The sequence below is a fragment of the Afipia sp. GW822-FHT03D08 genome (assembly GCF_058801645.1).
Genome location: NZ_JBXANK010000001.1, coordinates 1 through 25,265 on the forward strand (window position 1 = coordinate 1; position 25,265 = coordinate 25,265).

Annotated in this window: 30 protein-coding genes and 3 pseudogenes; 15 read left to right on the forward strand and 18 right to left on the reverse strand. The window is 55.6% G+C overall.

The features are described 5' to 3' along the window. Positions 1 to 73: 73 nt before the first annotated feature. Both AC1RM7_RS00005 and AC1RM7_RS00010 read right to left on the reverse strand, forming a co-directional pair. Complete coding sequence (locus tag AC1RM7_RS00005) at positions 74 to 790, reverse strand: hypothetical protein (RefSeq protein WP_492838115.1); 717 nt, start codon at positions 788 to 790, stop codon at positions 74 to 76. Between the two features lie 194 nt (positions 791 to 984). After that, positions 985 to 1,455 (reverse strand): hypothetical protein, encoded by a 471-nt coding sequence (locus AC1RM7_RS00010; protein WP_492838117.1) that lies wholly within the window; start codon positions 1,453 to 1,455, stop codon positions 985 to 987. 1,423 nt (positions 1,456 to 2,878) lie between these two features. Between AC1RM7_RS00010 and AC1RM7_RS00015 the strand changes: the two genes are divergently transcribed. The 3 genes from AC1RM7_RS00015 to AC1RM7_RS00025 are packed head-to-tail and all read left to right on the forward strand — an operon-like array spanning position 2,879 to position 4,561. Beyond that, the gene (locus tag AC1RM7_RS00015; protein ID WP_492838119.1) at positions 2,879 to 3,658 is read left to right on the forward strand and encodes a hypothetical protein; all 780 of its coding nucleotides are present in this window, start codon (positions 2,879 to 2,881) and stop codon (positions 3,656 to 3,658) included. Beyond that, positions 3,659 to 4,243: a hypothetical protein gene (locus tag AC1RM7_RS00020; RefSeq protein ID WP_492838121.1), complete on the forward strand. Its 585-nt coding sequence runs from the start codon at positions 3,659 to 3,661 to the stop codon at positions 4,241 to 4,243. Between the two features lie 60 nt (positions 4,244 to 4,303). Further along, positions 4,304 to 4,561 carry a hypothetical protein gene (locus AC1RM7_RS00025; RefSeq protein ID WP_492838123.1) on the forward strand — a complete coding sequence of 86 codons (258 nt, stop codon included), beginning with the start codon at positions 4,304 to 4,306 and terminating at the stop codon, positions 4,559 to 4,561. 234 nt (positions 4,562 to 4,795) lie between these two features. On the opposite strand, the gene AC1RM7_RS00030 is transcribed toward AC1RM7_RS00025, so the two are convergent. The 5 genes from AC1RM7_RS00030 to AC1RM7_RS00050 all read right to left on the reverse strand — a co-directional run bounded on the left by AC1RM7_RS00030 (position 4,796) and on the right by AC1RM7_RS00050 (position 7,861). Beyond that, positions 4,796 to 6,331, reverse strand: coding sequence for a recombinase family protein (locus AC1RM7_RS00030; protein WP_492838125.1), 1,536 nt, complete (start codon positions 6,329 to 6,331; stop codon positions 4,796 to 4,798). Beyond that, complete coding sequence (locus AC1RM7_RS00035) at positions 6,321 to 6,809, reverse strand: DUF2924 domain-containing protein (protein WP_492838127.1); 489 nt, start codon at positions 6,807 to 6,809, stop codon at positions 6,321 to 6,323. Before AC1RM7_RS00035 ends, AC1RM7_RS00030 begins: the two co-directional genes overlap by 11 nt. Beyond that, positions 6,806 to 7,156, reverse strand: a complete 351-nt coding sequence (locus tag AC1RM7_RS00040) for a DUF3489 domain-containing protein (RefSeq protein WP_492838129.1) — start codon at positions 7,154 to 7,156, stop codon at positions 6,806 to 6,808. Before AC1RM7_RS00040 ends, AC1RM7_RS00035 begins: the two co-directional genes overlap by 4 nt. A 101-nt stretch (positions 7,157 to 7,257) precedes the next feature. After that, positions 7,258 to 7,506 carry a hypothetical protein gene (locus tag AC1RM7_RS00045; RefSeq protein WP_492838131.1) on the reverse strand — a complete coding sequence of 83 codons (249 nt, stop codon included), beginning with the start codon at positions 7,504 to 7,506 and terminating at the stop codon, positions 7,258 to 7,260. A 70-nt stretch (positions 7,507 to 7,576) separates the two neighbouring features. Further along, a complete protein-coding gene (locus tag AC1RM7_RS00050) occupies positions 7,577 to 7,861 on the reverse strand; it encodes a helix-turn-helix transcriptional regulator (RefSeq protein ID WP_492838133.1) in 285 nt (94 codons plus the stop codon). 89 nt (positions 7,862 to 7,950) lie between these two features. On the opposite strand from AC1RM7_RS00050, the gene AC1RM7_RS00055 reads away from it, so the two are divergent. Together AC1RM7_RS00055 and AC1RM7_RS00060 are read left to right on the forward strand one after the other, a co-directional pair. Next, positions 7,951 to 8,823: a hypothetical protein gene (locus AC1RM7_RS00055; protein ID WP_492838135.1), complete on the forward strand. Its 873-nt coding sequence runs from the start codon at positions 7,951 to 7,953 to the stop codon at positions 8,821 to 8,823. A gap of 77 nt (positions 8,824 to 8,900) precedes the next feature. Further along, the gene (locus AC1RM7_RS00060; protein WP_492838137.1) at positions 8,901 to 9,311 is read left to right on the forward strand and encodes a hypothetical protein; all 411 of its coding nucleotides are present in this window, start codon (positions 8,901 to 8,903) and stop codon (positions 9,309 to 9,311) included. A gap of 108 nt (positions 9,312 to 9,419) precedes the next feature. On the opposite strand, the gene AC1RM7_RS00065 is transcribed toward AC1RM7_RS00060, so the two are convergent. The 5 genes and pseudogenes from AC1RM7_RS00065 to AC1RM7_RS00085 all read right to left on the reverse strand — a co-directional run bounded on the left by AC1RM7_RS00065 (position 9,420) and on the right by AC1RM7_RS00085 (position 12,828). Beyond that, positions 9,420 to 9,827, reverse strand: a complete 408-nt coding sequence (locus tag AC1RM7_RS00065) for a DUF5681 domain-containing protein (protein WP_492838139.1) — start codon at positions 9,825 to 9,827, stop codon at positions 9,420 to 9,422. 13 nt (positions 9,828 to 9,840) lie between these two features. Beyond that, positions 9,841 to 11,274: a site-specific DNA-methyltransferase gene (locus AC1RM7_RS00070; protein WP_492838141.1), complete on the reverse strand. Its 1,434-nt coding sequence runs from the start codon at positions 11,272 to 11,274 to the stop codon at positions 9,841 to 9,843. 367 nt (positions 11,275 to 11,641) lie between these two features. After that, complete coding sequence (locus AC1RM7_RS00075; RefSeq protein WP_492838143.1) at positions 11,642 to 11,833, reverse strand: hypothetical protein; 192 nt, start codon at positions 11,831 to 11,833, stop codon at positions 11,642 to 11,644. Positions 11,834 to 12,033: 200 nt separating this feature from the next. Beyond that, positions 12,034 to 12,198 carry a hypothetical protein gene (locus AC1RM7_RS00080; protein ID WP_492838145.1) on the reverse strand — a complete coding sequence of 55 codons (165 nt, stop codon included), beginning with the start codon at positions 12,196 to 12,198 and terminating at the stop codon, positions 12,034 to 12,036. After that, positions 12,195 to 12,828, reverse strand: a pseudogene (locus AC1RM7_RS00085) (cysteine hydrolase family protein). Before AC1RM7_RS00085 ends, AC1RM7_RS00080 begins: the two are co-directional and overlap by 4 nt. Positions 12,829 to 13,341: 513 nt before the next feature. Here AC1RM7_RS00085 and AC1RM7_RS00090 point away from each other — a divergent pair. From AC1RM7_RS00090 to AC1RM7_RS00100, 3 genes and pseudogenes are all read left to right on the forward strand, one after another. Further along, a complete protein-coding gene (locus tag AC1RM7_RS00090; protein WP_492838147.1) occupies positions 13,342 to 13,974 on the forward strand; it encodes an alpha-ketoglutarate-dependent dioxygenase AlkB in 633 nt (210 codons plus the stop codon). Next, positions 13,974 to 14,960 (forward strand): non-homologous end-joining DNA ligase, encoded by a 987-nt coding sequence (ligD, locus tag AC1RM7_RS00095; RefSeq protein ID WP_492838149.1) that lies wholly within the window; start codon positions 13,974 to 13,976, stop codon positions 14,958 to 14,960. Before AC1RM7_RS00090 ends, ligD begins: the two co-directional genes overlap by 1 nt. A 112-nt stretch (positions 14,961 to 15,072) precedes the next feature. Further along, positions 15,073 to 15,191 (forward strand): annotated as a pseudogene (locus AC1RM7_RS00100) (glutathione-dependent formaldehyde dehydrogenase); the annotation flags it as partial. Here AC1RM7_RS00100 and AC1RM7_RS00105 read toward each other — a convergent pair. Then, a pseudogene (locus AC1RM7_RS00105) lies at positions 15,192 to 15,463 on the reverse strand (DinB/UmuC family translesion DNA polymerase); the annotation flags it as partial. Between the two features lie 140 nt (positions 15,464 to 15,603). Between AC1RM7_RS00105 and AC1RM7_RS00110 the strand changes: the two are divergent. Then, the gene (locus tag AC1RM7_RS00110; RefSeq protein WP_492838151.1) at positions 15,604 to 17,955 is read left to right on the forward strand and encodes a hybrid sensor histidine kinase/response regulator; all 2,352 of its coding nucleotides are present in this window, start codon (positions 15,604 to 15,606) and stop codon (positions 17,953 to 17,955) included. A gap of 127 nt (positions 17,956 to 18,082) precedes the next feature. Further along, on the forward strand, positions 18,083 to 18,586 hold the full coding sequence (locus tag AC1RM7_RS00115) for a BLUF domain-containing protein (RefSeq protein WP_492838153.1): 504 nt from the start codon (positions 18,083 to 18,085) through the stop codon (positions 18,584 to 18,586). A gap of 231 nt (positions 18,587 to 18,817) precedes the next feature. Here the strand turns inward: AC1RM7_RS00115 and AC1RM7_RS00120 are convergent, their stop codons facing one another. The 4 genes from AC1RM7_RS00120 to AC1RM7_RS00135 all read right to left on the reverse strand — a co-directional run bounded on the left by AC1RM7_RS00120 (position 18,818) and on the right by AC1RM7_RS00135 (position 21,319). Further along, on the reverse strand, positions 18,818 to 19,045 hold the full coding sequence (locus AC1RM7_RS00120; RefSeq protein ID WP_492838155.1) for a hypothetical protein: 228 nt from the start codon (positions 19,043 to 19,045) through the stop codon (positions 18,818 to 18,820). An 872-nt stretch (positions 19,046 to 19,917) separates the two neighbouring features. Continuing rightward, positions 19,918 to 20,211: a LysR substrate-binding domain-containing protein gene (locus tag AC1RM7_RS00125; RefSeq protein ID WP_492838157.1), complete on the reverse strand. Its 294-nt coding sequence runs from the start codon at positions 20,209 to 20,211 to the stop codon at positions 19,918 to 19,920. 10 nt (positions 20,212 to 20,221) lie between these two features. After that, complete coding sequence (locus tag AC1RM7_RS00130; protein ID WP_492838759.1) at positions 20,222 to 20,485, reverse strand: LysR substrate-binding domain-containing protein; 264 nt, start codon at positions 20,483 to 20,485, stop codon at positions 20,222 to 20,224. A gap of 483 nt (positions 20,486 to 20,968) precedes the next feature. Beyond that, the gene (locus AC1RM7_RS00135; RefSeq protein WP_492838159.1) at positions 20,969 to 21,319 is read right to left on the reverse strand and encodes a hypothetical protein; all 351 of its coding nucleotides are present in this window, start codon (positions 21,317 to 21,319) and stop codon (positions 20,969 to 20,971) included. Positions 21,320 to 21,585: 266 nt separating this feature from the next. Between AC1RM7_RS00135 and AC1RM7_RS00140 the strand changes: the two genes are divergently transcribed. The 4 genes from AC1RM7_RS00140 (at position 21,586) to AC1RM7_RS00155 (ending at position 23,129) form a co-directional block, all read left to right on the forward strand. Then, entirely contained in the window at positions 21,586 to 22,155 is a 570-nt protein-coding gene (locus AC1RM7_RS00140) for a hypothetical protein (protein ID WP_492943864.1), read from the forward strand. 81 nt (positions 22,156 to 22,236) lie between these two features. Then, on the forward strand, positions 22,237 to 22,419 hold the full coding sequence (locus tag AC1RM7_RS00145) for a hypothetical protein (protein WP_492838163.1): 183 nt from the start codon (positions 22,237 to 22,239) through the stop codon (positions 22,417 to 22,419). A gap of 266 nt (positions 22,420 to 22,685) precedes the next feature. Beyond that, positions 22,686 to 22,892, forward strand: coding sequence for a CsbD family protein (locus AC1RM7_RS00150; RefSeq protein ID WP_492838165.1), 207 nt, complete (start codon positions 22,686 to 22,688; stop codon positions 22,890 to 22,892). 54 nt (positions 22,893 to 22,946) lie between these two features. Next, positions 22,947 to 23,129, forward strand: a complete 183-nt coding sequence (locus AC1RM7_RS00155; protein ID WP_492838167.1) for a hypothetical protein — start codon at positions 22,947 to 22,949, stop codon at positions 23,127 to 23,129. A gap of 179 nt (positions 23,130 to 23,308) precedes the next feature. Here AC1RM7_RS00155 and AC1RM7_RS00160 read toward each other — a convergent pair whose 3' ends face one another. Beyond that, a complete protein-coding gene (locus tag AC1RM7_RS00160; protein ID WP_492838169.1) occupies positions 23,309 to 23,701 on the reverse strand; it encodes a response regulator in 393 nt (130 codons plus the stop codon). Between the two features lie 626 nt (positions 23,702 to 24,327). Here AC1RM7_RS00160 and ku point away from each other — a divergent pair. After that, positions 24,328 to 25,254, forward strand: a complete 927-nt coding sequence (ku, locus tag AC1RM7_RS00165; RefSeq protein WP_492838171.1) for a non-homologous end joining protein Ku — start codon at positions 24,328 to 24,330, stop codon at positions 25,252 to 25,254. Positions 25,255 to 25,265: the final 11 nt, after the last annotated feature.

The following is a 25,265-nucleotide window of genomic DNA, read 5'->3' on the forward strand; positions in this document are numbered from 1 at the left end:
CCAGCACCAAAGGAGGTAGTCAAAATGCAATCCCTAAACTAACATTCCGATCGGACCACTCAGTGGGGGCCGGTCAGATATCATCTTGCGCTTTGCGGATCTGCTTTGAAATTGCGTTCGCGCGAATGGCTAGCGGATGCTTTTCGATGTCATAACTGTACTTCGAAAGATCATCAGCAGGCGACATTCGCATTGCCGGGATCTGAATGGTGAGGGAGCTAAACCGGCCGCATTGTTCAATGAATTTATCTCTGACTAGGCGGCCCATTTCCTGATCCGCCATGGGCAATGCGGCAATCTTGTCTTGTATCCGCCGTAAGTATGATTCCCAGGGTTTAACAGTACGCGCCGCCACGCCCTTGTCGGTCCAATCAGACATTTTCAAAGAGATTACGTCTAGCTCAGATAAAAATCCCGCCATACTCCCCGAGATTTTCTCGCGGATGAGGGAAAAAGTGGTCCCCGCGAGCTTGGTACCTAAATTATCTACCTGACGTGAAAAACTCTCTTGGGTTGATTTGAGGTCGGCAATCTGTTTTTCGAGAGTGAGCTTTTCTTCCGCCAACCCATTCAAGTTGACCTTGCTCTCTGCAATTGACCTCTGCAAATCCTTCTCAGTTTGTTCAAGGCCGACAATACGAATATTCCGTAACGTAAGTTCAGATTGCAGGTAACCTACGATTGCTTGGGATGTCGTGGAGAAGAAAACGCCATAAAAGGCCAGCGCCGCGAGCGCGAGCGCGCAAATGGCTGAGACCCACTGCGGGACGTTCCCCCACTCCAGCTTCATAAGTCACCTAATAAAAGACCCCGTGCGGGGATTCTCGTTATGACTTGAGCGACAAGTTCTTTACAAGCGGGTGGGGTCATTGCTTCTGCTGCCATACAGACCAAAAGGCCTCCGCGCACTTGCGCTGCTCTTTTCGCTCGAACTCGAAATCCGTCGTTGTGCAATGCACCGCCCTGGCTAGCTGGTCAAAAAGCCTAGCGCTCACTTCGCCCATGCCAAAAATCTCCCTTATCATTGGCACCTTGATGTGAGTCTTCGTCTGAGAGATGTGCTACGAACTTATTTCGAAGGTGCATGTAGGCTTGAAGATCTGGGTATTTGCTCCTCACGCGCCAAACGATTTGAGCATCTTTAAGAAGTGGCTCATCCGCTCCAGCATCGAGTATTTGCTTGAGCACGTCTGGTTTGTCGAGCAACTCGGAGGCTGCACGGGCGGAGTAATCTCCCTTTCGAACTGGCCCATAATGTCGACAAACGACCATGTGCAAACGTGTGAACAGCGAAAGTTGAATGGTCTTCACGCTGGGCGCGGCGTTGCGCTTGTTAATTTGTGGGAAAAGGGACGGCTCATTTCCGGCCCTCAATAGATCAATGATGCGGACAATCTCAGTCGCGTCGTAGAACGCTTGGGTCGCTGCTCGTATGACAGTGTGCGCGTCGGTCATCTGGCCACCAAAAAGCCCCCGTATTGGGGGCTGGTCGAACAACATACTATGCCTTTAGTTTCAGATATTTCACAAGCGGCCAATAGAGCTTGCCGTTGACGTTCACGATGTAGCTTTTGTGGTGGCGCTCATTGCTGCGGTGCTGCCAAAAGTCCCGCTCGTTGGCGAAGTATCTGACTCCGAGAAATTCGCCAGCCTTTACGACCTTTACAATCTTCCCGATCTGCACTGCCGGGTATCTGAATGGATTTTTGGGTTAGAAGGCCTTCATGGGACAATACGTTTTCTTAAATAGGCCTCCGCGGCCTTTACTCGATCGATCTGAGGTGGGGGAGTGATCGAATTCATTCCAAGTAGCTTTAATGCGCCAAGTTTCGCTGCCTGCGTGGGTAGGCGTAGACCATTCCTTAATTCTTCTGGGATCGCCTCAGGGGTTCTATACCGACGAGACAGATTGCTCCGGTGTCACCAGTGAGATTGAAGTCGCCCGCGTGTCCGCTTTCAACCAAAACGGTGGATACCTTTGAGAAATCTGTGCGGTAGTGAAGGATAGTCGCCTTGCCATTGGTGCGAGCGGTAAAATCGACATCGTAAAGGCACTTGCCCTTCGATGTGATTGCTACAGCGATTCCAAAGGTATTTTGCCCATTCGAATTGGTTGCCTCGAAAACACCCATTAGAGGTTTTATTGTAGGCGAATGGCTTGCTGCCCGGTGCTGCAATAGAACTTGTCCTGTCTTCAAGGCCAAACACCAGAAAGGCAACTGTATCTTCTGCCGATTGAGCTTGGGCGACACTGGCGAAAATCAAGCAAAGTAAAATCGCCAGACGCGCATTTGAAATCCCCAAAGAAGTGGAATCTAGCGGTCCGGATTCTGCGTAGCAAACAGATCGAGGATAGCCGTACCCCCGTAATTCCGCCGCATTGACATAGGAATATAATCCACGTCAACTCAATAATGAGGAAATCAATTGTGGTGCCACGGTTGACGACAACCATTAGGGCTTACCATCGCATTTAACGCCGAGGGGAATCGGCCACCCTGACACTTGTCAGGGTTACGCCGGTCGCGGTTTTTGGCGAACTTCGACCAATCCTAGATGATTTACCGAGATAATTGAGTGCATTGTACGAGGCAAAGACAATTTGCAGAGTTGCAAACAGTTGGTGAGTCAAACGCTGACGCGGAGAGAGGCCATGTCTAGCGAATTAGAGGGGCGTTCTGAGGTGGGCGTAGTACTGCAAAACGCCCCGCAGCTGCGGAAGGCCTATGGGCCGATCTTAGGCGCCATCCTGACTTGGAAGGCGCTTTCGGGTATAAGGCCGCGAAGCATACTTGTGGGCGTTTTGATTTCAATCTTTTCTGCGGCGGCGGGAGCTTATTGGCGATGGTAATTCGGCGCACTGCTATCGGGATGCTTCATGGCATTTGATCCGGCGTATTTGGGCCGCTCGCTTGATGGCCGTCTGCATGACGTGCAGGAAAATGTAGTGCGTGAGGTAAAGGCCCTGCAGAACAAGCATGCTGCCATGGGAAGGCTGCAAAGCGGAGCAACCCTTATTGCGTTTGAGGACATCTCAGTCGATGTATTGAAAGCCGCTGTCGGCGATGCGTCCAAGTTTGCCTTCGAACTGACGGATGGCGAAGAACCTGCTCGGGAGTATTTGGAGTCTTTTGCTAAACGAGTGCAGCAAATTGTTATGGCGGAGATAACCGAGAAAGCATCAAGGCTCGGGTTGGGTCAAGTCACGCCGAACCATCTCGAGAAAGTGCGTGGCAAGCTGGAACGGATTAAAGAGGGAATGCTCGATGATTTCGCACATGGGATGCATGGGAGCGAGCGATTGAAAAAAGATCCAGTGGTAAGCGCGGTTATTCATCAAACGAACAGTCCTGGCGCTGTTGCTCAAGTGGGCACCGGGATATTTTCTCAAACAGCATTCACTCAACAACAAACTCAGCTGGTGCAAGTAATCGATCAGGTTATGGCATCTAACGAATTTGAAGCACTATTCCCCGATGCCAAAAATGGATTCATCGATATTGCCGACGTCGTAAAGGCTGAGGCGGCAAAGCAGAATCCTGACGTTGGCAAACTGCAGCGTTGGGGTGCACGCTTGGTAGACTTCTCGAAAGAGGTTGGTCTTTCCGTGGGTAGCGGATTGATTGCCGAAGTGCTGCTGAAAATCTTTGGCGCTTAGGTGGTCGATCTAACCGATCTGCTTGAAGAAGTCGGCGGATTCGAGATTCCGAAGAAGATGGAGCGCTTTCTTCATCGCGAAACGCCTCCGTCCGCGTCAGAACAAACGCTCGGCTATTTTGCCTATTCGTATAGTCTTGCCTTCGAGCAACTTGCGGCAAGCATGCGTGGACACTGGGTTCATAATGGCCTTATGCAAGCACCGTTGTTTTTGCTCGGGCGGCATTCGATGGAATTACACCTGAAGTGGGCGATAGAAGAATTTTCGGAGTACACGGGCGAGAATTCACCTGAAGCGAGACACGAGCTTTTGCCGCTGTGGCGTGAGCTGCAGAAACAGCAATTCGATTACGCGGAGTTGCCAGGCAGGGAAGACGTATGGGGCGTGCACGTGGGGAAAATTATTGCCCACATCCATAACATCGATCCAAAAGGTGACGCCTTTCGATATCCGCGCAGCTTCGGCGGCAAGCCGTTCGAATACACAAGGGTTGGATTCGAAGGACTGGTCAAGGCGCACGATCACGTCACCGGCTACTGTGGTGCTTCACTCGACATGCTCAGCGAGTATCGCAACGCTTATTGATGTGCGCATGGTCCTGTGCGCATAATAGCCGCGTGAACAGCGGAAGTGCGGAAGGACGGCATGCCCGTCGGAACGCCGTTTCAGCCGGACCAATCCGGTAATCCAGCTGGCAGGGCAAAAGGCTCGGTGAGTGTCAAAGCCGACCTTAAAAAGCTGATGGACATCGTCATCAAGGGCGAGCTTAACCCGCTGACCGAACTGCCAGAGGCATGCCGGTTGGCAGAAAGATCGCCCTCAACCTGGCTCTCGCTTTTCGATGGCGTTTATCATTTCTGCCTCGCCCAAAGTTCAACGCCGTTATCGCTTGATTGGCAGTAAGAGCGCCGTTCCCGTATTCGGCATAGACCTCATGAGGCTTCACTCCGTCTAGGGCCGCGCTGATGCTCTTAATCTAGATATGTTCAGCACTGGCAGGTGCTAGTGACATCTCCGGCAGGGGGATCGTTCTGGAGTGAACCACAATCAATCGATCCTAGATTGCGTAAGCGCGCCGAACCTTCTCGGCAGTCCTAGGGATGTTCCATAACATCCGATCAGCGAACAGCGCGGTGATCAAAGTCCGATGGCGCGTCGCTGCGCCGCCCATGACAAGGGCAGGGTGGGCAGCATCGCGGTCAGCGTCAGGCCGGCCGGCTGGTCGCCCTGCAATATCGCCGCGAGGATGTCGGGCGCAAGAAATGCCAGCCGCAATTCTTGCCGCAGCATTTTCGGATGGGCCTTTGCAGCGGCAGCCAATGCTTCGACTGTATGGAAGTGGCCACCGGCCAGATCCTTGAGGCGGGCATGTGCCCGGGCGACGGCATGTAAAAGGATCGGGTCAGCTTCGCTACTATCGTCGGCTCGAGAGGCAGAGGATTTTGGTCCACTCGCGTTGACCTGAGGGATAGATAAATTCTGAAGGCCAGTCTGAGGCGGGAAGACAATCGTAATCGTAGTCTCCGAGACGACCACGCGTTCAACATGGTTCTCAATCAACCCCGCATCCGGAGTCACAACAGGATCTGGTCGATCGCATTCCATGCGGACCGCCTGGAGCACAGCTGCCTCGAGTTCCGTGGCAGAAATCCGGGTGAGAGAGCCAGCCTCGGTCTTGCGTCCCCGCAATAGCGCCGCACTGACGTAGAACCGATAGCGGACGCCCTTCTTGGTCGAGTAGCTCGGACTCATGCGGTTATCGCGGTCGTCGAACAGTTTGCCCATCAGCAGCGCGCCGCTCTCTGATCGTCGATTTTTTCGAGTAACAGAGTTAGAGGCCAGTTTTGCTTGGACGGCGTCATACATGGCACTCGTGACAATGGGTGGATGCTCTCCCGGATGCCATTTGCCTTTGTGCGGCACTTCGCCGATGTAAATGCGGCTGTTCAACAGATAGGCGAGGGGACCGTAGGTGAACCGCGAGGCCACGCGAGCGTCTGACTTTTTTGCTTTCTTTATCCTCGACCGAATGCCCTTTGCATCGAGGTCCAGGACCAGTGAGCCGAAACTGCCGAGTTCAAGGTAACGCTTAAAAATGTATTGCACGACCTTGGCTTCTTGATCGTCGATGACCAGCTTTTTGTTTTCGGTGCGGTACCCGAATGGAATATTGCCACCGGTCCATTTGCCCTTGGCGCGAGACGCCGCGATTTTGTCCCGGACCCGCTCGGACGACAGTTCTCGCTCGAATTGGGCAAAGGATAGCAGGACGTTCAAGGTTAGCCGGCCCATTGAGGTGGTGGTGTTGAACTGCTGGGTGACGGCCACGAATGAGATTGATCTGGCATCGAATGCTTCGACCAGTTTGGCGAAGTCAGCCAACGAGCGGGTGAGGCGGTCGATCTTGTAGACGACAACTACATCGACCCTGCCGGATTCGATGTCGGCCAATAACCGCTTGAGGGCAGGGCGCTCAAGATTGCCGCCCGAGAAGGCAGGATCATCGTAGAGTTGTGGGAGTGCTTTCCAGCCCTGCGAGGCCTGACTCTTTATATAAGCCTCACAGGCTTCGCGCTGAGCATCGAGCGAGTTGAATTCCAGCTCAAGGCCATGCTCGGTCGATTTTCGGGTGTAGATGGCGCAACGCAGGGTTTTGGGAAGGCTACTTGCCATCGGAAGAAACCCCTTCTGGTTTGGACCGGAGCCCAAAGAACCGCGGTCCATTCCAGTTCGTGCCAGCGATCAGGGAGGCGATTTCTGAAAGACCGTCATAGGTCTTGCCGTCATAGGCAAAGCCATCCGGCTGGACCACGACGCGGTAGGTTTTCCCCTTCCATGTTCTGATCAGTTCCGAGCCGGGCTTGATCCGGCGCGGCAACTCCAGCCGTCCATTGGGCTTGGCGGCCATGGCCTTCACAAGCTGGTCGAGCAGGCGTTTGGTTGGACCGGACAACCCGCCATAAACTTTTTCTTGAATCCGCTGGGCGATACTCCGCCGTAGTAGATCAGGACCGAACGCCGAAGGTGGTTCGGATTTGAATAGCGTGCGGTACCGCTGCCGCAATGAAGCGACGGGTTCCTTCGCCAGCCGGTCCAGATCAGCTTCCACTGCAGGATCGGCCGGCTTTATGGGCGAGGGGGCTTGGGTCATTTTGTGGGCTCACCTTTGACGATGCGATAAACGCGCTCGTCACCCACCATCTGCGACGTAAGATTCAGCTTAAGCTTTGTGCGCACGGTTCCGGCGAAGAAGCCGCGCACCGAATGTTGCTGCCAACCGGTGGCTTTCATGATGGCGGCAATGGTGGCTCCGGCTGGAGCATGCAGCATGTCCAGGATTTTGGCCTGCTTGGACGATGCAGCGGTGGATGCGCTTGACGTTCGTGCTTTCTTCGGCGCAGAGGGTGATCGAGCTTTCGCTGAAGACGTGGTGCCTCGTCTAGCTGCGGTAGCCAACTTACGTTGGGTTTTCGGCTTTGTCTTTCGGATGGTGGCCATTTGGCCCTCCTTGCGTGGCACGACAGCATTATGTGCTGCCACTGCCGCAAGGCCGTCCTCGGCAAATGCCGAGCGGCGAGAGGAAGCTAGATTGACGCGCCCTAATTGGTATCCGGAAGCAAGGTAATCCTGACCTTGAGTGCCGCACGGAAGAGGTAAAGGATCTCGTTAGTAGGTCCTTCGACGTCCATTAGAAGGCGCAATGCCTTTTCAGCTTGGCCGCGTTGGGCCAACCGGTCGGCCGCTTCAGCGACTATGGTGGCTTCTTCGGCGCAACTGCGGACCTCGCTAATCAAGGCGCAGATGACGGTGCTGCTGGCTTTCTTTGTACTGCTGGATTTCCTGGACATGGCACGCTCTCGTTTGATGCGTCCATGCATGCTCCACAAAACACTGAAGTCCAGTGGATTTGCAGCAATCTTATTGCTTCTTGCGGCGGGGGTTTAACGCGGCTTTCCGGCCGGCAGGCAGGGGTTTGGGACGCGGGGCGCCCTTTGGGACCTTGGCAAAGAACTCGGAAATGTCGACTTTAAGAACCTTGGCCAGCCGATCCAGAAGGTCAATGGTGGGGTTCTGCCTCTCGCGCTCTAGGCTGCCCACATAAGCCCGATCCGCCCCGGCCTCATCGGCCAGCGCATCTTGGGAAAGACCCCGTTCAACACGGATTCTCCTCAGATTCCAGGCCAGGAGCGCACGAGCTTTCATGCGCCAAGACGGCCATTCCAGAGGCTATTAAACCACTGGATATAGACATGGTATTATGGCAATGGACAGGGACCCTTGGAACAGTCCGAATGTCATGGAACGACAAATACTGGGATATGATCGGCAATATCTACTGGACGCCGCGTTTCCTCGGCTTGAAGTCGATTCCACAAAAGATATGGCAGGTGGGTGACGAAGTGATCTCGATTCCGCGAGATCTCGTCGAGAATTCCAATGGTCCACTTTATACCCGTGTCCGGAAACTGTCCGATCTAAGAACCTATCTGAATGGTCAGGAAGAAGTGCTGAATCACTTTTTCAATTTGGCTTTCTCGATTATGCCGGACGCGATCATTGCACGACTGCTGTGTCAGCCGCTGTCGATCGAAGATCATGGCCCCTTTAACAGTCTGGGGCGTGACCTTGCCTTGCGATATGGCTGGAAGCCGAGCGAGAACGTAACCCAGCCGGACGGCTTCTTCCTGTCCGCCCGATCATTGATCGCGGTAGAACTCAAGCTGACATCGACGTCCTGGCCCGAGCAACTCGCCAAGTATATTGCCCTGATGCTCTGGGAGGAGCGCCAAACTGCTCAGCGGGCCAATCTCGGTCTGCTCTTTATTGTTCCCCAGCCAGCACTCGAAAGCCATTGGACAACGCTGGGACTTGAGACAGCAAAAATCGATAGCGGATTTATCGGCAGGCTTGATGCCGACAAGCTGCCTCGCCGGATCATCGAATTATTCGAAGCAAATCCGGCTGATGTGCGCCGTATCGCTGCGCGGCTAAGAATGAACGTCGTGTCCTGGTCATTGCTTGTACAGGAACTCAAATCGATCGAAGAGAAACTCTGCTCACCGTCTGCTGGTGACCAGACGCTTCTGCGGCTGCTGACCGGCTTTCGCAATCAAATCGAAGTTCATGGCGGAACTGGATTCGAGGCGGTGTGTCACGCCGATTGAATAAGAGAAGGGTCGGACTGAGGTTTCCGCATAACTGGCTAAAGATCAATTATTGGACCTAGAAGAGGGAGTTTCTGATGTTGAAGAGTTTTATCGTATTTGCGGCTTTGCTTTACCCCACGAGTATCTACGCTCAGACAGATTGCAAGGGAATCCAGGATACGGCTGCGCGTCTCGCCTGTTTTGACGCAGCCTCCAAGTCACCACCCCCACAGAAGAAGCCGGCCAAAACGGCCGCCAAGCCAAGTCCAGAAGATCCCGATTCTAAAGCCTGCACTTTGAAGGTTGCAGAGGTATTGCCGAAAATTCCGGGACTAGCAATCAAGAGCTCACGGACAGCTGTGCAGCCGCGGCCGGCGAACTGGCCAGGTCCCGTGCCGCCTATCATGGTGGACATGGATGTCGTCGCGGCCGGTCAAAACGAGACCTATTCATTTCTCTGCGCGACGGGGCCGGCAGGAACCGTGGTTCAACGCGTCAGAAAATAAGCTCGGTCAAAATTAAACTTACATCAGCACAACGCCGATGGCTGTCTGCGAGGAATGCCGTCCGAAAAGTATACCTTTAGAGCACAGGTGGCTCTTGCTGAGAGCCACCTAGAACGGGGGGTCCTTCTTGTTGTACTTTGCCGCGAGGTCCCGGGCCTGCTGGAAAACGTCGTCGATAAATTTCTTTTCCGCGCCGTTGAGGGGGCGTCCCTCTGGTCTTTCCAGGATTTCTCGGAAGGCGGGGGTTTCCATCATAAGCTTTACGAAACGAAACTCCCCCTTCATGGATTGCCCTACGATTCGCTTCACAATGATGTCGACTGCTCGAAAATTCTTCGTTTTTCCATTGATTTGTAACTTGTGGAGCGACACCAACTCTTGTCGAATAAGATCATTGAAGCTGGCGTAAGACTTTTCCTTTTTTCGGCCTTGTGGATTTCCCGATTGCCCGGGCTTGAACTTTCCATGCTCGGGCGGCTTGCCGTATCCAACATCGTAGTTGCTGCGGTCCTTCATGGTAAGACCTCCTTCAGGCCCGGGCCGCAAGGGTGATGCGGCGAGCCTGCATTTGCTCGAAAGTTTCATTTGTTTCGGCGATACGAGCCGTCTTTCCAGTGGCAGACTGCCAGCGCTGAACAATCACATCACAGTAGAGCGGGTCATACTCGATAAGCCGGGCACAGCGACCGGTACGCTCTGCCGCGATCATTGTCGTTCCAGATCCACCGAAAGGATCAAGGACGATATCACGACGATGAGAGCAATCCTTGAGTGCATCAGCGACAAGTGCCACCGGCTTTACGGTCGGGTGCATTGCCAGCTCCTCGTCCCGCTTGCGGCCAAAGGCGTTCGCTCCCGGATACTGCCAGACGTTGGTACGGTAGCGACCCTTGCCTCCAAGACCGAAGTTGTTGACCGGGCGGGCACCCGGAAGAACATAAGGTACGATCAATTCGTGCTGCGACCGATAGAAGGAACCCATGCCGGCATTGGACTTGACCCAAACGATCGTGTTTCGCGGCTTGCCAAAGATCTGATCACAAGCGACCCGCAACTCACCCAAATGGCTCCAGTCCATGCAGGCAAAGACGACGGCACCGGGCCTGATATGCTTAGCGATCGCAGAAAAGCTCTTGTTCAGGAATTCCGAGAACTCCGCAAACGACAGTTCGCCGGCAGCCATGGCGAATTCACGCACATTGCGGCGGCTAGTGACGTGACCGGCATTTGGCACATTGTATGGTGGATCGGTGAAGACGATGTCCGCAACATCGTTACCCATCAAGGTGCGATAGTCATCGGTGTTACGCGCGTCACCGCACAGGAGCCGATGACCTTCCATGATCCAGATGTCACCACGCGCGGAGACGGCGTGCTGAGGGATAATGGGGAGGGTATCATCGGGCGAAGCGGAGGTGTTTTTCGGCTTTGCGGCTTCAAGGATATTGTCGATCTCCACCGTTTCGAACCCAAGAATCTGGGTATCGAAACTAAGTTCAAGGACAGGATCGTTCAGAAACTGCAGTTCTTCAGCCAGAATTGCTTCATCCCATTCACCGATCTCGGACAACTTGTTGTCTGCGATGGCCAGAGCGCGCTTCTGCGTCGGTGAAAGATGCAGCAGCCGGATCGCGGGCAGGTATTCAAGCTTCGCTCGGCGCGCAGCTTCGTACCGACCGTTTCCCAACACGATGACGTTGTTCTCATCGATCGCGAGAGGCTGGGTGCAGCCGAAATGGGCCATATTTTCGGCGATCAGCGCGATCTGTCGTTCCGGATGCTTCTTTGCGGATCGTGGATTCGGCTTGAGATCGTTCAGGTGGATATATTCCAGCGGTGTCATACTGGCATTCGCCAGCAGTGATCTGTCCTGGTCGAGCAGGGGGCTGTCGCCCGAGACTACGTCATCTGCAACGTGGATGATCTTGGGCTTGGACTTCTTCGCAACAATGGTGACTGGCATCGCGCCCTCTTAAAGGGCTACCGATTCAGTGAGCGGGCGCACCGAACCGGTAGCCGGATAAACCGGTACCGAAACGTGTGCACCCTCCTTGATGCTATTTAGTCCGGCCGAGCCCGCTCATAGTTCGACCGTATGCCGGGGATCGCAACTGCAAGTTCAGACGTCAATATCAAATGTCATAAAAAAGGAGCTCTGTGGAAAAGTTTCGGACGCTCAGATCCGTGCCCGGATTCGCGGAATGAGCGATTATGGAATAACGCCATCACTGATTAGACTTTTAAGGATTGCAGCGATTAGATTTGCCGGCTTGACGTGAGCAGATTCTTGCAGTTCCTGCACCGCGAAAGCCTTTTGTTCCGAAAGCGTCCTATCCCATTTCCTTCTCGACCTTAGGAAACCAGCGCCAGACACCAAGGAGATTGATCCCAAGGAGAATGACATTTTGAATGACAAGCGAGGCTCTGCCCTCCAGCCAGCCGTCCACCATCCAGGCAAGAGACCCCACGATGAAGATCATGAATCCCGCAACCATGACCCTGGCGTTCAAATTTGCTGCCACCAGCCCTGCCGCACGATAGTTGTCACGGTTGCCAACGCTCTGAGCAGCATCATCGCGTCCATCTCTACTCCTAAAGTTGGATTATTTCCTGTGCGCGGATGACGATTTCTTCCTGCGAGAGTTCTCGCTCCAGCCGCTCGCGCAGAGACCGCCAATAGTCGCTGGCAAGCTTCGCCGCCATGACCTCAACGACAGCGATATTATCGCGCGCCACAGGCCTGCGCCGGCGACCGCACAAAACTGGTCGCGCCGCCGAACTTATCGGTCAGCTTCCTCAGAAAATTGTCGAACCATTCCTGCGAGACGGGTTCCCCAGCCGCAGCCTCTTTCGGCAGCAGGATCTGAACAAGATAAGAGCCGCTCATGACGCCCGCGCCGTCCGGGCGTCGCTGGCCCAGCTCTCTAGCAGGGTCAGCGTCGTCACGCATTCGGCCTGCTCGCCGAAGCGGTTCAAATAAACGTTCATCATCGCGTCGTGGGTCTCATCGGCCGAGCTGCACAAGGCATCCGTAACGAGGATGACGCGAAAACCCCAGCCGATTGCGCCCAGCATGGTCGCCAGCACGCAGATATCCGTCTCGCCGCCGGTGATGATGACGGTATCCATACCTGCAGCGCGCAGCTGCTGGTGCAGATCGCTGCCGGTCCATGGCGAGTAAACTGGCTTGTCAAAGGTGCGGGCAGGCGGGTGCGCGAGCTCCGGCACGAGCCCAACCATTTCAGGGCCGATCTCGTCGATGGTCATCGATCCCCAGCGCTCATAATAGTGCCGCCACATGCCGGCGCCCTGGCCAGGCTTTCGGGCCGGAATGAAGCGGGTGAAGATCGTCTTCTCGGAATGAGCCGCGGTAATGGCTACGATATTCGGCAGGACGCGGGGGCAGCCACGGCATCTTCCAGTCGGTGCCTTCCGCAAACATCCTCTGCATGTCGACGCACAGATGCACCGCGCTGCTACCGGGCGGTCCGTAACGCAGTTCGTCGTTCTTCGGCATCGAACCATCCTTGAAAGTCAGCTCCAACGTACGGCACCCTGCTTGGTTCCTGCCTGAATATGGATCGCGGCTGAGCGGTTGAAGGCGGTCACGGGTGCAGCGGGCCGAGCGCGGTGAGCCTCGCCCTGGATGGCCTAAGGAGTCGCCGTTCAGGTGCGCGAGTGATCGTCGTCGTATGGCCGGCCCACAGACTCGCTGCGCTTCAGTGTGCCGCGGCCCGGTCGCGGCGCAAGTCGCGACAGGCCTAAAGGGAACTCTTAGCCTTGCCAGCGTGTTGAGCGTGTTGGGATCCGCAAACTGATAAACGCCGGAGATCATTGTGAAGAAGACAGCGAGGAAACCTGCCGCAAAAAAATCGGCCTCAAAGCGCGAGCTGATCGCGCCGCGGTGACAAGCGCTATATCGGCCGCGACGACAAGGGTCGCATCACGGAGAGCGACGACGTCAGCCGCTCCCTGGCTCAGGATCGGCGCCGGAAGGCAAAGACCGCGGCCAAGGCTGGGCAGGGCGACCGTGGCGACCGCAAATCTGCCAAAGCGCCTGCACCGAAAAAATCGAGTGCGCGCCGGTAACGCCGCGCTCCATCTTTTCGGCCACAACACTCTTCCGGGAGGCATGAAATATCGACCGGACTTTCTCAGCATCGAGGAAGAGAGGGCCCTGCTACGGGAGCTCGAGAACCTTCCATTTCGTCCATTCGAATTTCGAGGTTTCACCGGCAGTCGCCGCACCATTTCCTATGGTTGGCGTTATGATTTCAATGGGGGCGGGCTCACAAAGACCGACGGTATGCCGGAGTTCTTGTTCAGGTTTCGCACGCGCGCCGAGTCCTTCGCAGGCAACGCGCCTGGGAGCTTCCAGCAGGTGCTTAACACTGAATATGGGCCTAGAGCCGGCATCGGCTGGCATAAGGACCGCGCCGTATTTGGCGACGTCGTCGGCATTTCGCTGCGCTCGGCATGTACCTTCCGATTGCGCAAGAGAGCGCTCAAGGGTTTCACGCGTCAAAACCTCGTCGCCGAACCGCGCTCAGTTTATCTTCTGCGCGGCCCCTCCCGCACCGAATGGGAACACAGCATTCCCGGAGTCGAGAGCCTGCGCTACTCGATTACGTTTCGAAACGTCATCCAGGGAAGTGCATCATAATGGCTCGGACCTCCGCATTACCAAAACGCCTGCAGCCGATGCTTGCCACCCTGACGGACGCCCCGTTCGACGACAAGGATTGGATATTCGAAGATAAGTATGACGGCTTCCGCATGGTTGCAAAGATCAAGGACTGCAGCGTCATCCTGCACAGCCGCAACGGCAAGATCATCAGCCACAACTATATCGAGATCGCGCAAGCGCTCGAAGGCGTCAAGGGCGATGCCGTCATAGACGGCGAGCTGGTCGCCCTGGACAAGGAGGGCGTCTCACATTTCCAGCTGCTGCAGAACGCTCTTCGCAGCAAGGCGAAGCTCCAGTACTGCGCGTTCGATTTGATGTTTCAGGATGGAGAAGACCTTCGTGGCCTTCCACTCATCGAGCGTAAGAAGCGCCTCAAATCGATCTTGCCGAAAAACAGGCTGATTGCGTTCAGCCGCCATAGACCGGCATCCGGCACAAAGTTCTTCGACGAGGCAGAGCGCAGAGGTCTTGAAGGCATCATGGCCAAGCGGGCGGACAGCAAGTATCTGTCAGGTGCTCGCACAGACAACTGGCTGAAGATCAAAACATCGAAGCGGCAGGAAGTTGTGATCGCCGGTTTCACCGCGCCGAGGGGTACGCGGCCATTCTTCGGTGCTCTTACCCTGGCCCTGCGGGAAGGCAAAGGCTGGCGCTATATCGGCCACGTCGGCACGGGCTTTAGCCATGGCGCACTGAATAAGCTGCATGGCAAGCTAATCAAGTTGAAGACCGTGAAGTCGCCTTTTGGAAAGAAAACGAAGGACGAGGCCGTTACCACCTGGGTCAAACCGCAGCTTGTCGCGGAAGTGAAGTTCACTGAGTGGACTACATCCGGCGAGATGCGGCATCCGGTTTATCTGGGACTTCGCGAGGACAAGCGGGCAGAAGAAGTGACGCGCGAGCGGGAAGAGCACAGGTCAGACAAGAAGGCGCGGGCTACCGCTTCAGAGCCATCTCGATAATCGACCCCTCTCGGAACACCTAAGTGCCGGTCCGGCTGCTGAGCACTGAGCGTCCTCATTGGAACTCTTCACGATCTCACCGGTTGGCGCGGGTATTTCGGAGGAAATCATCATGCGCGCTCTATGCTGGCACGGAAAAGGCGCGTCAGGGTCGATACCGTTCCTGATCCAAAAGATCCAGCATTCGAGGGAGCGATCATCAAGATCACGGCCTGTGCAATCTGCGGCTCCTCAGATTGGCAAGCCGAGTTGCTGTTCCTGGTTTTCGCTCTGCAGCGATGACAGCGAGATTCCCAGAAGGCGTACCGGTTTGGCGGCTGTCGCTCTCGAGCAGGGCTCTCGATATGCTTCAAACTCACTACGGTTCGAAACCGCAGTGGAGACTGACCTGCTCCGAGTGATGATCTCGAACTCGGCGAATTTCACCTTCGCGTCACGGTCCGGCCCTGGGCGCCCTTGTCCTCACAATGTCGCCACACCTTGTCGATCAGTGGCTGCAGTTCCAACCATGGCGTGGGTTCCGCAAGGCCCTCTATCACTTGAAGTTTCCGAGGTTGAAACCCCCGACGATTGATGTAGTTTGCCGTCGCAATTCCGCACGTCTCACCGTTCGCCTGCCCGTTGGTCCTGCTCAGAGTACTTGATGAATCTTGCAAATCACTTGGAAGCTTCTGCAAGCGATGACGGTCGCTACCGTCTCCTGGTCGATGCCATTACCGACTACGCAATCTACATGCTCGACGCGAAGGGCATCGTATCCAGTTGGAATCCCGGCGCCGCGCGGTTCAAGGGTTACGAAGCTGACGAGATCATCGGCCGTCACTTCTCGGAATTCTATACGCCGGAAGAGCGAAACGCCGGCATTCCCGACCTCGCCTTGAAGGTCGCTGCCAGCGAGGGCCGTTTCGAGCGCGAGGGATGGCGCGTGCGCAAGGACGGCACGCGGTTCTGGGCCCATGTAGTGATCGACCCTATCCGGTCGCCCTCCGGAGAGACCATCGCCTACGCAAAAGTGACTCGCGATCTAACGGAACGCAAGGCAGCGGAAGAAGCCCTCCGACGCAGCCAGGAGCAATTTCGCCTCCTCGTTCAAGGTGTCACCGATTACGCCATATTCATGCTGGACCCAGAAGGCAACGTCGCAAGTTGGAACGCCGGTGCGCAGCACATCAAAGGCTATGCGCCCGACGAGATTATCGGGTCGCACTTCAGCCGCTTCTACACCCCAGAAGACTTAGCCGAAGGCGTCCCGACGCGGGGCCTCGCGACGGCCGCCCGGGATGGACGGTGGGAGGCAGAGGGCCTTCGCAAGCGAAAGGATGGAAGCACGTTCTGGGCGCACGTGGTCATCGACGCCATCCGCGACGAAGGCGGTAAGATCATTGGCTTCGCCAAGGTCACCCGCGACATCACGGAGAGAAAAGAGGCTGAGCAGTCGCTACAGCAGGCGCAGGCCGCCCTGGCGCAAGCGCAGAAGATGGAAGCGCTAGGCCAGCTCACGGGTGGGGTGGCACACGACTTCAACAACCTGCTGCAAGTGATCAGCAGCAACCTGCACTTGGCGGCCAAAGACGTCGCAGGAAATCCGCGGGCCGAGGTTCGGATTCAAAATGCCCTCGCCGGCGTTTCACGCGGAGCGAGGCTCGCCCAGCAACTCCTGGCGTTTGGCCGGCGGCAGGCCCTCGAACCGAAGGTCATCAACGTCGGGCGCTTCGTTAGAGGCATGGACGACATGCTGCGCCGCACGATCGGCGCGGATATCGAGTTCGAGACCTCTATCGCGGGAGGATTGTGGAACACGTTGCTGGACCCAAACCAGGTCGAGAACGCGCTCCTGAACCTAGCCATCAACGCCCGCGACGCCATGCCGGAGGGCGGAAAGCTCACGATCGAGGCGGGAAACGCGTTCCTGGACGACAGGTATGCGGCCCGCCACGAAGGGGTGCGGCCCGGTCAGTATGTTTTGCTGGCCGTGACCGACACCGGTTCGGGCATGCCTGCCGACATCGTTGAACGGGTGTTCGAGCCCTTTTTCAGCACGAAGCCCGAAGGAAAGGGCACCGGCCTGGGGCTTTCCATGGTTTACGGCCTAGTCAAGCAGTCGGGCGGGCACATCAAAATCTATAGTGAGCTCGGGCATGGCACGACAGTGAAGCTCTACTTCCCGCGGGCCCATGAGAGCGAAGACGTTATCATCGACAGCTCAAGCACCCCTCTACGTGGCGGTACCGAAACCATCCTCGTTGTTGAAGACGATGAGGAGGTGCGCGAGGGCGCCGTGGCGCTCCTCAGCGACCTCGGCTACCGCGTTCTGAAGGCCAAAGACGGAGCCAGCGCCATGGGGGTGATCGAGAGCGGTCTTCCTATAGACCTGCTTTTCACCGACGTGGTGATGCCGGGTCCAGTGCGGAGCCCCGACTTGGCCCGAACCGCCAAGGAGCGGTTACCTAATCTCGCGGTCCTGTTCACGTCGGGTTACACGGAGAACGCCATTGTGCACGGCGGCCGGCTTGACCGCGGGGTTGAACTCCTGGGCAAACCTTACAGCCGTGACCAATTGGCACGGAAAATCCGCCATGTTCTCGGGAATCAGGCTCAGCGCCAGGTGGCCGCGGAACAAAAGACTAGCGCGCGGCCGCAGTCTGAGATCGCTTCGCGTCCTCGCACGATCTTGGTCGTCGAAGACGACGAACTGATCCGCTCAATGACTTGCGAGATGCTGCGAACCTTGGGCCACGAGGTGCTGGAAGCGCCCGACGCACCGACCGCATTGCACATGCTCGCTTCGAACTCCGTCGATACCCTCCTGACCGACGTGGGGCTGCCGCGGGTCTCAGGTACGGTGTTAGCTCGGCAGGCTCGCGAGCGATCATCGAACTTGAGGATCATAATCGCTACCGGCGATGCTGGCGCTGCTCAAGACGCTCAGGAAATAGGCGCGACCTTGTTGCCGAAACCGTACCAATCGGCGGATCTGGTCCGAGTGCTGGACTAAAGGGGGAAATTCAATCCTTCGGTGGACTCATGAGACGAGTCGACATCGTAGCCGCTTCCTTGTTAGCGTCTCCAAATTGAATGAAGGACCCACAAAGGGTCGATGAAAACGGCATGGATTTGCGGTCTTGGATCAGCCTCCGATTTTCAGCTTGCTCTACGTCAGCACGGCCAGCGTGTCTGTCGCCATGGCGCTCGCCGATACCATGCAGGATATTCTCGTTGCATCAGATGCCAACAACCGCCGCGACGGAATCACCGGCTTTCTCCTCAGCGACGGCTACGCGTTCGTGCAGTTGCTGGAGGGACCGGAACGGCAGGTCCGGGAGTGTTTCTCGCGCATCTGTGCGGACCGGCGCAACTCGTTGCCAACGATTCGCGACACGAGTTGGTCCCACGCTCGCCTTTTCCCCAACTGGTCCATGTGTGCGCTCAACCTGTCAGGCAGGGACAATCTGCTTCTTCAACCTGGGGACATAGGTTTCGATCTCTTCGCGGCATCGGCGGGGGCGCTACGCCAACACCTGCTCACCCTCGCCTCAAGTCACGGACCGGACCTACTGCGAGCCCATGCTCCGATGCTTAGTAAGCAGGCTAAGACGGCTAAGGCGACATCGCAAGAACGCACCTGAGGCAGCCAGCTTTCTCGCCAAATCAACGTATTTCGTATCGGTGATGACCGCGGCGCAGGCCGTCGAGGACCATGCTGCTGGCCGGTCACCCGCTCCTCCAGACCGTTAATGGCAATCATGATTCGAGCGTGCGCGGCGAGCGTTGAATCGCGGCATCAAAGCGATCAGGGCGGAGATAAGCGACGCAAAAGCGTCCCGAATTAGTCTGTGCTGAGTCGACGCTATGTAAGATTAAGCACTTTTTGCCTGCATAGCGAAGAGCTGGGTGATCGCCCGACGTCCTGCTCTTACAAGGGCGCCTTGACTGAGGTCGCCTTGCACCGCGCGTTCAAGAATCTTTTTAGCAACGAAAGACCGATAGCAATGATTGTTCAAAGTTGGAGGCAAAACTTCACAGGCTTGATCGAGCGCGAATTTCATCGCGACTTGAATTCTCGGATCTGCGTTGGATGTAATCATCGAAGGCACCCCTGAACGTGAATGCTGACGTCAGCATCTAACCGGGAACCATCAGAAATAAAAAGACAGCAATTCTCACTCAATTTGCAGAAGATCTGGGAAGGTGTTCCGCACGCGGGACGTCTGCTATTATAATTTCGGCGGCGCAAAAACGGGGCGACCGGCTGTCCTATATTTCGGTGGCACACGGTAATAGGCGTCCCGCAGGACCCGTGGGTGCTTTAGGGCGACAGTAACACCCCTAAGAGCAGCACTATGGTAAGGGATCCGAGTCCCGCTATAACAAGTGCAAAATTGCGCTCGTACCAATCGTCCCACATAGTACAGCCAGCCGTTTAAGATCACGTCCACCATACACTCAACATGGGCCACCACCTAGGGGTCAACACCGGCTGCGGGCACCGCTTCGGACGGGTTGCGGCTGATCGCCAGATAATTCTGCAGGTTTCCGGTGAAGTCATTCCCGGCGATGAATCGCCATGTACTGAGAGCCCTTGTAAACGGTGCTCATGACAGCACTGCAGGCTTTATCTAACTGGGAATAAGAAAGCCCGGCACAAGGCCGGGCTCTAGTTCAACGGAAGGAGAGTTTGCTTCGCGGTTAGAACTTGTAGTTCACAGCCGCGCGGCCGACATGGATCTTGTTTTCATAGGTCGTGACCGTATTGAATCCGGGTACGCTAACGGCGAGGCCGGTGAAGTCTATCAATTGGCTCGCCAGCGTGCGTGGCCGCCTCGGATGGGTCTGGGATCGCTGGATGGTTTACGGAAGTAACCCCCTCACGGTGAACCGGGTTGGAACGGGCGGCGTAGCATTTGCTGACGTTGATTACCGCACTGGATCCACTCGGTTATGTTTTCGCCTCAAGCGTCTACGATTTGGATTGCTCAAGAAGCCAGTCGCGAAATAGTCGGACTTTATGCAATTCATGCGAGGCGGCGGGATACACGAGGAAATAGCAAGCCGCTCCGCGGGCGCTCTGATGAAATAACCTGATAAGTCTCCCAGACACGATGTCTTCGCTTAGAAGTGATGCGCGGCCGAGCGCAATGCCTCGACCTTCCGCTGCGGCCTGCAACATGAGATTGGCGTCGCTAAATGACGTTCCGTGTATCGGAGTCGTTACCGGCACCCCCGCAGCGCGAAACCAGAAATCCCAGGGCACCCAATCATCTTTAAGAAGGGCACGCGGGTGAGATCTGCAGGTTCACAGACCGTGTGCTTTCCCGGAAGTGCGGGCTGCATACTGGAAAAAATTCCTCGTCTAGGAGCTTCACGGATTGCAGCCCCGCGCATGAACCCGTTCCGAAGCGCACGGCCAGGTCAATGCCGTCATTTTGAAAATTAGCCAGCTCAGGACTAGTTATGACATCGACTTCGATGTCGGGATGTCTTTCGGTGAAATCGAACAGCCTCGGAAGCAGCCATCGTGCTGCCAGCCGGCGCGCTCTTCACAATCTTCAAGATAGATGGAACATTCGAAACGCTATTGGACGCTCTCGCGAAGGAGAAGTTCACTGTAGCCTTTAACAGGAGGCCAAACGGCACTGATCTTCAAATTCCGATTGATATGACTGTCGAAGACACTGACGCAAACGGGATGCGTAAGCGTTCGTCCAAGGCGAAAGATGAATTCGTGGAACGCGTCACGGAATTGATGAAGGTTCGGTAGCGCAGGATTTTTGACACGGGGCTGCGGTGGAGACTTATGGATGCCTGGCCAAAGAGCAAAGTTTCTAGGTATTGATTGGGTTGTTGGATTGTTGATCACTATCATCTTCGAAGTGATCGTTATGGGCACCGGCCGAAGAATACTTAGGCTTTTCGGTCGAACCGATGCCTCCAACAAGGCGATTGAGACAGTAGGCGGTGCATTCTGGTTCGCCCTGGCAGTTGGGGTCTTCTATCTTATGCGATATCTCTTAAGGGATGCCTCGTAGTGAGCGGTTTAGCGCTTCTAGGAATTCAGTGGCGTCTCGTGGCAAAGACCCCGCGCCAATCGCCTGAATACTTTCGACTACGATCTGCTCAAAGCGCTCCGGGCTTATGCGGGATTGCAATTCCTGGGTCTCGTTGATCAGTTCATCAGGCAATGCGCTAACCGAATCTCGCAGCGCTTCAAACGTGTCGATCATTATCTCTTCGAAGTCATCTTCCTCTCGGATGATCGTGTTGCCTTCAATGACCATATTGGGATCACGCTCCCATGCGCTTAGATAGAAGTAAGCCGCATAGTCGAACCGCTCTCTCAGGTCGTTCGCAACATCAAACATGACACGCTCCACACTAGCCCGAGTAAGTCTTGAGCCTTCCATAGTCTATGCCGCGCCGGAAACCCTTCGACGCGCTTGCCTCTAGAAACTCATTCGCCAAGATCAACGCTCTGATCGTAGCGCGGGGATCACCACCGCACGCGGCGATTGCCTGATCGACGGCGGTCTCAAGGTGCTCGGCTTCCGTCTGTGGATTTGGTTCGGGAAGTGGCGACACGCCGCTGTTCCTCGTTGACCGTCTCTCCGCATGTTCTTATTTTGTTCTCATGAAGTCAAGGGACGAAAAACGCCGATTTCCGCCGCCTTGGCCGGTGGAAAGGACGCAGCATGGCTATGTCGTAAGGGATGCGAACGGCGTTGTGCTGGCGTCGATCTATTGCCGCGACGATATGCACGAGCAGCAGCTCGACGACTACAGGAAGCATCTGACCTCCGACGAAGCGCGGCGGATCGCCAAAGCTATATCGAGGCTACCCGAGTTTCTAATGCAGCGTAGGGGCTTCTACGCACGTGGAGGAGGCGCGCGCTGGAAAGCGAGCCGTCCATATCATGTTGCTTTGGAAGACTGTTACGTCCGCGCGCAATGGGACTATATTAACACTACTTGTAAGTTGAACGGGGTTCCCTTTAACGCCACAGGCGAGAAGATACCGGATGGCGGACTGTGGTGCGTCTATGAGTTCGAACGGCAGTTGGATGCAATTCAGTTTTGGGACGTGTTCGAAGGTCGATGGCTGAGAGGTTCGGAGTTTCTATATCCTGATCGCCCCAAAGACTTGCCGAGCCTCATTCTACCAAAAAGAATTAACTGCGGACGAGATAACGGCTGGCTCTAACGTATATCCAATCTAGCGGTTGGGCATGCGGGAACTGTTACTGATTCAATTTGTTCGTCTTGAACAAGTGGAGGAGCAAACATGCCAGAGAAGAACGACCCTCAGAGCGAGCCTCACGTTCAAGACAAGAAGAACGATCCCGCGCCAACTAAAGGTACGACCGAGCCGTGGAAACGTCCCGGGCAGAAATCGCAAAACCCGGGCGAGCCTGACGCGCCGGAGCCCGACCTCGACCGCTGGAATAAAGCTATCAAGGGCGGCTGAGATTAATTATGTCGCGACGAAAGGAAACCGTCGAGCAGTGGGCGATCCGAATATTATTGCATGCACACGCAATCGCGCCCTGCCCGGATCACGGTTACATGCTCTCGCTGAGCACGACCGATACCCACGCCTAAGCAAGCTGAAATGCGTCGAAGCCGTAGATGAGGCGTTTGATAGCCTCTCCGACGACTGGCCAGCCTGCGACTAATCGACTTAGGAACAAGCCGTTACTTCGAATGTTCTCTCCTCCCACAAGGAGGTCTGTGATGGATTGGAATAGAGTCGAAGGTAACTGGAAGCAGGTCAAGGGCAAGGTCAAGGAACAGTGGGGCAAACTCACTGACGATGACCTTGATGAGATCAACGGCAAGCGTGAGCAACTCGAAGGCAAACTTCAAGAGCGGTATGGCTACGCGAAAGATCAAACAAAAAAGGAAGTGGACGATTGGTACGGCACAAGCTGGCCGGGTTAGTAACAAAACTTGGCCTCGCTTCGGCGCGGCCTTTTCATGTTTGGGTGAAACACAATGCAGATCACATCGCCCGAGTGGATCTGGGCAATCTTTATCGCGCTGGTCGGCGCCGCATTGGCTTTCGGCATCATGCGAAACCGTCAACGGACGGCGCGCGGCGTGAGGATGACAGAAGACGCTACCGAGAACCTCTACAAGAAAGAGGACCGGAAAGAACGAGACGCGCGCCGTCGGTAAGATGCTAGGGAGGGAAATAAATGTTTGGGGAGGGATGCACGGTAGTGGATTCCAACATCCCGAACGACCAAAGGATTTGTCGGACTTGAAGCGACCGAGCGGATGCTTCAAAGCACGATCCGCGGACAACGGATGGCTTTAGCTTCGCTTGTAAGGAAGCCTCCGCCAACTGAGGCCCCTCAGCTTGCAGGGGGCGTCCCTGTATTCAAGAGTTGTGACACTGCTGTGAGTATCTGCGCCGGGGCAAATGGCTTGGTGATTAGGATGCTGTTCGGAACACCCTTCGATGACCAATCTGCCGCGCTGTCACCAGTCATGTAGACCACCGGTATCTCTGGATCGACTTCGCGCGCATGCCTTGCGACCTCCCAACCGTCCAGCTTTCCGCGACCCAGGTTGATGTCGGTAACGAGCGCTCGATATTTTGGCTCGGTAGCGTCAAGGAGCCTAATAGCCTCCTCTCCCGAGTCTGCAATCTTCGTCGCAAACCCGCCCTCGTGAAGTGCCTCGCTCAGCATGCTTTGAATCAGAACTTCGTCTTCGACGACGAGAATAATCAGCAAATCGTTCAAAGCTCGTCCCCCCATGGCATGCGAATTGATGCCGTGTGCGGTAAGAGCGGGGAGAACTAAAAGTTCCCGGCAAACATGGGGTTGCCGCTATCGAAGATGGTCTTACTTCTCTTCCTCATGCAGGAGAGCTTTTATCAGACCCTTTACCTGAGGTGACTTCATCGGGTCTAGCCGGTCGCAATGGATACACTGATAGGTGCGCGGGCCTTTACCGCCCGGCGCCAGCATCAACTTCACGGGCTGTCCGCACTTCGGACAAACGCGCTCGTTTATAGGCATCACGGTCATCCGGCCAAGGATGAGCCTATTTAATTCCTGCGCAGAATGAGAATCGAGTCCAATTTTTGGATTAGGTGCGCCCAAAAGAAGCCCCGCGCCGGGAAGCTGGGAGGCGACCGACGCGGGGAGGTCGAGGGGGTAATGCTCGTCCTACTGAACGACTCAAAAACCGGGAATTGGCGAATCCGTTCCTGCCTACTCCATTCGAAGCAGGCAACTAGGGTTAAAACAGGCCAGTATCGGCAACCGAATGGGAACGTAAAGAGAACTGGACCAAGGCAGGAACCTGGCAGCACAGCAGGACTTGAGTCACAATTCAGTTCAGTTGCGTAACCGGAGTATCGCTGATGGCCCCTCGCGCCAATTGGAAGGGTTTCCTTCGTCTGTCCTTGGTGACTTGCCCTGTTGCTCTCTATCCCGCCACTTCCGATGCGGAAAAGGTCAGCTTCAACCAGATCAATAAGAACACCGGCCATCGCATCAAGTACAAGAAGGTGGATGCCGAAACCGGCGATGAAGTTGAAAACGACGACATCATCAAGGGCTATCCGGTCGATAAAGACACGTACATTGAAGTCAGCAAGGACGAGCTCGAAAGCATCGCGCTTGAGTCCACTCGCACGATTGAGATTGACGAGTTCGTTCCAAAATCTGAAATCGATACGCGTTATCTCATCCGACCGTACTACTTGGTGCCCGACGGTAAGGTTGGGCACGACGCCTACGCGGTGATCCGCGAAACAATTCGCGACATGGGCAAGGTCGCGCTGGGGCGCGTCGTGCTGACAAGCCGCGAGCACATCATTGCGCTTGAGCCGATGGGCAGAGGGCTCATGGGAAATCTGTTGCGCTATCCTTACGAGGTCCGCAACGAGAAAGAATACTTCGACGACATTCAGGATGTGAAAGTCACCAAGGAAATGCTGGACCTTGCGCGACACATCGTGAACCAAAAGTCCGGGTCATTCGAACCTGAGAAATTTGAGGACCATTATGAATCTGCCCTTATCGAACTCATAAATAAGAAGCGCGCAGGGAAGACTATCAGTGCTCCTACAGCATCCCGCACGTCTGGTAATGTCATCGATCTGATGGACGCGTTGAGAAAGAGCCTCAAGGGTGAGCCTAAAGCCCCGGCTGCAAAACTGAAGAAGGGCAAGAAGCGGGTTGCCGGTCAAAAGGAAATGCTGCTTCCCATCAGTAATAAAGATGCCATACCACGGAAGCCTGCCAAGCCCTCGCGCTCAACTGCGAGGTCAAGGAAGGCTGGATAGGGCTAGCGCCT